Annotated in this window: 4 protein-coding genes; all 4 read right to left on the bottom strand. The window is 30.5% G+C overall.

Going from position 1 to position 6,550, the window contains the following annotated elements:
* Positions 1-596: 596 nt before the first annotated feature.
* Genes gyrA through recF form a run of 4 tightly spaced genes read right to left on the bottom strand, consistent with a single transcriptional unit; the run spans position 597 to position 6,518 of the window.
* Complete coding sequence (gene gyrA, locus VIM70_RS06560; RefSeq protein WP_331944941.1) at positions 597-3,158, bottom strand: DNA gyrase subunit A; 2,562 nt, start codon at positions 3,156-3,158, stop codon at positions 597-599.
* Positions 3,159-3,197: 39 nt separating this feature from the next.
* Entirely contained in the window at positions 3,198-5,102 is a 1,905-nt protein-coding gene (gyrB, locus tag VIM70_RS06555) for a DNA topoisomerase (ATP-hydrolyzing) subunit B (RefSeq protein WP_331944939.1), read from the bottom strand.
* 20 nt (positions 5,103-5,122) lie between these two features.
* Entirely contained in the window at positions 5,123-5,386 is a 264-nt protein-coding gene (gene remB / locus VIM70_RS06550; protein WP_331944938.1) for an extracellular matrix regulator RemB, read from the bottom strand.
* 40 nt (positions 5,387-5,426) lie between these two features.
* Entirely contained in the window at positions 5,427-6,518 is a 1,092-nt protein-coding gene (gene recF, locus VIM70_RS06545) for a DNA replication/repair protein RecF (RefSeq protein WP_331944940.1), read from the bottom strand.
* Positions 6,519-6,550: the final 32 nt, after the last annotated feature.

Here is a 6,550-nt window from a genome sequence, read left to right as displayed (position 1 = left end):
ATCAAACTCTCAATTTAAAAGTTTACACTTTTCATTTGAAATGATTAATCTGCGCCAACTGTTAAGTTGGTTAAGCAACCGTTAGGTTGGATTCGCAAGCTCATTACAATACTTTTTAGTTTTACAACTAAAATTTACTTTATACTAAAGTAATTAACTGGTTAAACAAAATATTATTTCGTTCTTTACCTATTCTCTGTTTAATTTTCAAAGACCAATTCCATTTGTCATCATGTGACGACCTCTACTATTTTACTGTTTAACTTTAACATTGTCAATATAATTTTCTATTTATTTAAATTATTATTTAAATTTTAAAAAACAATTAACTTTTAAATTAAACCTCTGTTGTTACTCATTCATAACGACAAGATGTATTGTATCAAATCTATTAGATACTGTATTAACTATAACTCTATCTCTCCATAGATTATGATAATATTTCTTTACTTATCTTTATTTTCCTCTAATTTACTGCTTAAGATACACTAGGTTAGTTATATTCTGTTGTAAATTAAAAAAAGTACTTATTTGAAGTTATTTCAAATAAGTACTTTTATATTATAATCTTCTATTTTATAATTTATTTCATTAAATTATTTATCATTAGGCTCATCATCTGTTTCTGAATTATATTCCTCATTAACAGAAGTTTCTTTAGTATCTTCTTGAACAGAATCTACTTCATTCTGCAAAGGTTTCACTTCTTCTTGATTAGAATCTTCGTCTGTAACAATTACATCACTACAATTTATTTTAGCTATAGCAACTATATTATCTCCTTCACCATTCTTCATCAAAGTTACTCCCATAGTATTCCTACTTGTAGTTGATATTCCAGCTACGCTTAATCTTATAACAATACCATTACTGTTTATAAGTATCATTTCGTCTCCATCTTTTACTATTCTAGCACCAACAAGTTTTCCTGTTTTATCTGATACCTTATAGGTTATTACTCCCTTACCACCTCTATGTTGAAGTGAATATTCAGAAACTAACGTTCTCTTTCCAAAACCATTTTCACTTATAACTAAAAGTTCTTCTTCAGGTGTAACAATGTTCATAGACACTACAATATCTTCTTCTCTTAAAGTTAATGACTTAACTCCAGTTGCAGTTCTTCCCATAGGTCTTACATCTTTTTCACTAAATCTAATAGAATAACCATTTCTCGTAACAAACAGCATTTCGCTATCTCCATTAGTTATTGCAGCTCCAATTAGTTCATCATCTTCTCTTAAATTTATTGCATTTAAACCATTTTTTCTTATAGATGAATATTTATCAAGTGATGTTTTCTTAATTAAACCATGTTTTGTTCCCATTACAAGATAATTATCCTCAGCAAACTCTTTAAGAGATATAACTGCTTGAATCTTTTCATCATTAGCTAAAGGTATAATGTTTATTAAGTTTGTTCCTTTAGCTGTTCTTCCACCTTCTGGAATCTCATATGCTTTCAATTTAAATGATTTTCCCTTATTTGTGAAGAACAAAATATTATTATGAGTAGTAGTTATAAAGATATGTTCTACAAAATCGTCTTCTTTTGTAGTTACACCCTGTATTCCTCTTCCACCTCTTCTTTGCGCACTATAAGTATCTGCTGGTAACCTCTTTATATAACCTGCATGAGTTAGGGTTATTACAATATCTTGCTCTTGTATTAAATCTTCCTCATCTATGCTATATGGATTTTTCTCTATTGCAGATCTTCTAGTATCACCATATTTATTTCTAATTTCTATAAGCTCTTCTTTAATTATATTTAATAATACTGTTTCATCTGCTAATATTTCTTTTAAGTAATTAACAAGTTTAATTAATTCATTATACTCATCTTCAATTTTACCTCGTTCAAGACCTGTAAGTCTTCCAAGCCTCATTTCAACAATAGCTACAGCTTGTTTTTCTGATAAATCAAAAGCATTCATTAAACTTTCTCTAGCTTCACTAATGGTTTTTGATGCTCTTATCAAACGAATTACTTCATCGATATGGTCGAGTGCAATCTTAAGACCTTCTAGTATGTGAGCTCTTGCTAGTGCTTTATCAAGATCGAATTGAGTTCTTCTTCTTACCACATCTTTTTGATGTTCTAAATAATAAAATAGAACTTGTTTTAAATTTAAAGTCTGAGGTTCATTATTTACAAGAGCTATCATTATAACTCCAAAAGTATCTTGCATCCTAGTATGTTTAAATAATCTATTTAATACTATATTTGGATTTGCATCCCTTTTTAGTTCTATAACAATTCTCATACCTTCTCTATCTGATTCATCTCGAAGATCTGATATTCCATCTATCTTTTTATCTTTTACTAAATCTGCAATACCTTCTATAAGTTTTGCTTTATTAACTTGATAAGGTAATTCTGTTACTATTATTGCATTTCTACCTTTATTCTCTTCAATATCTGTTTTAGCTCTTACGAGTATTCTTCCTCTTCCTGTTTCATAAGCACTTTTTATTCCAGCTCTTCCGAGGATTATTCCTCCTGTAGGAAAGTCTGGACCTTTTATTTTTGTCATTAAATCACTTATAGTAACTTCTGAGTCATCAATCATCATAAGCACGCCATCTATAACTTCTATTAAGTTATGAGGAGGTATGTTTGTTGCCATACCTACTGCAATGCCAGTAGACCCATTAACTAAAAGATTAGGAAATCTTGATGGCAAAACTGATGGTTCTTTTTCTTCTCCATCAAAGTTAGGAATGAAATTTACTGTATCTTTATTAATATCTCTAAGCATTTGAGTTGTAATTTTACTCATTTTAGCTTCTGTATACCTCATTGCTGCTGCTGAATCACCGTCTACAGAACCAAAATTACCATGACCATCAACCAAAGTACATCTTTGGGAAAAGTCTTGAGCCATTCTAACTAATGCTCCATATACAGCAGTATCACCATGTGGGTGATACTTACCTAAAACGTCTCCGACAATTCTTGCACACTTTCTAAATCCCTTTTCTGGTGTTAAGCCCAGTTCATGCATAGAAAATAATATTCTTCTATGAACAGGTTTAAGTCCATCACGTACATCTGGAAGAGCACGACTTACAATAACACTCATAGCGTAATCTATATAAGATTTTTTCATTTCATATCTTATATCAATAGGTTTAATTTTTCCCTGATTATTAATCATGTTACACCTCTTTAAACAAAATATTTTAATGTATAACTATATATCTAAGTTAAGCACACCTTTAGCATTTTCCTGTATAAACTCACGACGTGGCTCTACTTTATCACCCATGAGAATAGTGAATATTTCATCTGCTGCCATTGCATCCTCAACATGTACCTGAAGCAAAGTTCTTTCCTCAGGGTTCATTGTTGTATCCCAAAGCTGTTCTGGATTCATTTCCCCAAGACCTTTGTATCTTTGTATATCAGTGCTACTATCTTTTCCACCAAATTCCACAAGTGTCATTTCAAGCTCTTTTTCGGTATATACGTAATGCTCTTTTTTACCTTTAGATACTTTAAATAGTGGAGGTTGAGCTACATACACATGCCCTTGTTCTACTAATTCCTTCATGTATCTATAGAAAAATGTTAGCAGTAAAGTTCTAATATGTGCTCCATCTACATCCGCATCTGTCATTATAATAATACGATCGTATCTTATTTTTGTTACATCAAAATCTTTTCCTATACCAGCACCAAAAGCAGTTATCATTGCCCTAATTTCAAGGGACGCTAGCATTTTATCGATTCTTTGTTTTTCAACATTCATTATTTTTCCTTTAAGAGGAAGTATAGCTTGGAATTTTCTATCTCTGCCTTGTTTTGCAGAACCACCAGCTGAGTCGCCTTCGACCAGATATATTTCACATTCCATAGGATCTTTCGATGCACAATCTGACAATTTACCTGGAAGAGTAGTTGATTCTAGTATTGACTTTCTTCTTGTAAACTCTCTTGCTTTTTTTGCTGCTTCTCGTGCTCTAGCAGCATTTAATCCTTTATCTATTATATTTTTACCAAGCTGAGGATCTTCTTCTAAAACATTGCTAATTGCCTCACCAACTATGCTATCAACTATGCCTCTTACTTCACTATTTCCAAGCTTAGTTTTTGTTTGACCTTCAAATTGAGGATCAGTAAGCTTAATAGATATTACAGCTGTTAGACCTTCTCGAACATCTTCACCTGATAGATTTTTATCATTTTCTTTTAAGTAATTAAATTTTTTAGCATAGTCATTAACTACTCTTGTTAATGCTGACTTAAACCCAACTAGGTGAGTTCCACCCTCTACAGTATCTATATTATTTGCAAATGAAAATATATTTTCTGTGTATGTATCATTGTATTGCAGAGCTATTTCAACAACGTAATCATCTTTACGCCCTTCCATGTATATTGTCTCGTGAATTGTTCCTTTATTTCTGTTTAAATAATCTACGAAGGATTTTATTCCTCCCTCATACAAAAATTCTTGATTTTTATCTACTCGCTCATCTGAAAGAGTTATTCTTAAACCTTTATTTAAAAAGGCCAATTCGCGAAGTCTTTGAGACAAAGTTTCGTAATCAAAATTGATTTCTTCAAAAATCTCTGGGTCTGGTGTAAAGAATACTTTTGTTCCATGCTCCTCGGTTGTTCCTATTTTTACAAGTGTGCTTGTAGTTTTTCCCCTTGCAAAAGTTTGTTTCCATATATCGCCATCTACTTTAACTTCTACTTCACAAACTACAGATAGTGCATTAACTACAGATGAACCAACACCATGAAGCCCACCTGATACTTTGTATGCTCCACCACCAAATTTTCCACCTGCATGAAGCACTGTCATTATAACTTCTACTGTTGGTATTTTCATTTTATGATGTATTCCTACTGGCATACCACGACCATCATCAATAACTGTTATAGAGTTATCTTTATGTATAATTACATTAATATTTTTACAAAAACCTGCCAATGCTTCATCTATGCTATTATCTACAATCTCATAAACTAAATGATGAAGTCCGCGAATACTAGTGCTGCCTATATACATACCAGGCCTTTTTCTTACTGCTTCTAATCCTTCAAGTACTTGTATTTGACTCTCGTCGTAAACATTATTTATTTCCATGTATATCCTCCTAACTTACTCTAAAGCTCATAATATACAGTTTCTGTTCTCTTGCATAAAGTTGAAGATGATATTGGTGATAGATATATTTTACTTTTTTTGTCTACTTCAGCAATTACAAAAGATTTAGCGATATTGTTTGTTATTCGCTCTACAAAACCATCTTCTTCAGCCATTCTTAAAAACTGGATAGTGTCTGAGCTATACATAGTAGTTTCCATGTCAAATATACCTATAATGTCTTTTATAGGAACTACTACATTTTCTCCCAAATGTAAAAACATATTATATCCTCCTTAATAATCCATAATATTTTATTCGGAATTATGTAATTTCTTTTAATTCTCCTGACATAACTTCGAATATTCTACTTTCAGCATTTAAATATTTTCTTATGTTGTTAACTCCTGTACATGTAATTAACGTTTGAACTTCTTTTATTGAATTTAATATATATTCTTGCCTTTTTGTATCTAATTCAGACAATACGTCATCAAGTAATAATACCGGGTATTCTCCTGTTAGTTCCTTTATTATTTCTAGTGCTCCAAATTTGATCGTTAAGACACAAGTTCTCTGCTGCCCTTGTGAACCAAATATTCTAGCATCTATGTCATTAATATCTATAGAAAAATCGTCTCTATGTGGTCCTATTGATGTAGTTCTTGTTTCTATATCTCTTTTTCTATTTTTACATAAAAGCAAATAAAAATTTTCTTCTATGTTATCTAACTGCTTAATAGGTGTTAAATACTTAATTTCAATTATTTCGCTTTTAGAAGTTATATTGCTATGTATTACTTTCCCTAATCTGTTTAATTTTTCTATATAATTTATTCTGTCTCTTATTACAATTGCCCCAAATTCACTAAGTTGTTTATCATATACGTCTATAATATCACTATCTGTGTTCCACTTTCTTATAGCCAAGTTTCTCTCATTTAAAACTTTTTTATATTGGGTTAAATTATAATAATATCGCCTGCTTAGCTTACAAAGCTCAATATCTAAGAATTTCCGTCTATATGAAGGTGATTCTTTAACTATATTTAAGTCTTCAGGAGAAAACATAATCACATTAAAGTTTCCTACTAATTCAGACATTTTCAGAATTTTTATAGAATTTATATTAACGCCTTTTTTACCTTCTTTAAAAATCTTTATTTCTATTTTTTTATCGAGTCTTGTTTTACATACATAAAGTTTTATATATGCATCACTGCCATTCCAATTTATTAATTCCTTATCTTTATTAGTTCTGTGAGACTTAGCAAGGCTGCAATAATAAATTGCTTCTAAGATATTTGTTTTCCCTTGTGCATTATCTCCTACAAATACATTAGTACCCTTATTAAATTCTATAACTAATTCATTATAATTCCTGAAATTTTTAAGCTGTAAATATTTTATATGCATACAATCACCTATTATGATTATAACATATATAT

The sequence above is a fragment of the Clostridium sp. genome (genome assembly GCF_036569345.1).
Lineage (GTDB): Bacteria > Bacillota > Clostridia > Clostridiales > Clostridiaceae > Clostridium_AD.
This window is presented reverse-complemented; position numbering and strand designations above follow the sequence as displayed.

What these genes read in the sequence shown, in the direction of transcription:
- gyrB (WP_331944939.1), bottom strand. Translation starts at nt 5,102, where the DNA reads ATGGAAATAAATAATGTTTACGACGAGAGTCAAATACAAGTACTTGAA.
- remB (WP_331944938.1), bottom strand. Translation starts at nt 5,386, where the DNA reads ATGTTTTTACATTTGGGAGAAAATGTAGTAGTTCCTATAAAAGACATT.
- recF (WP_331944940.1), bottom strand. Translation starts at nt 6,518, where the DNA reads ATGCATATAAAATATTTACAGCTTAAAAATTTCAGGAATTATAATGAA.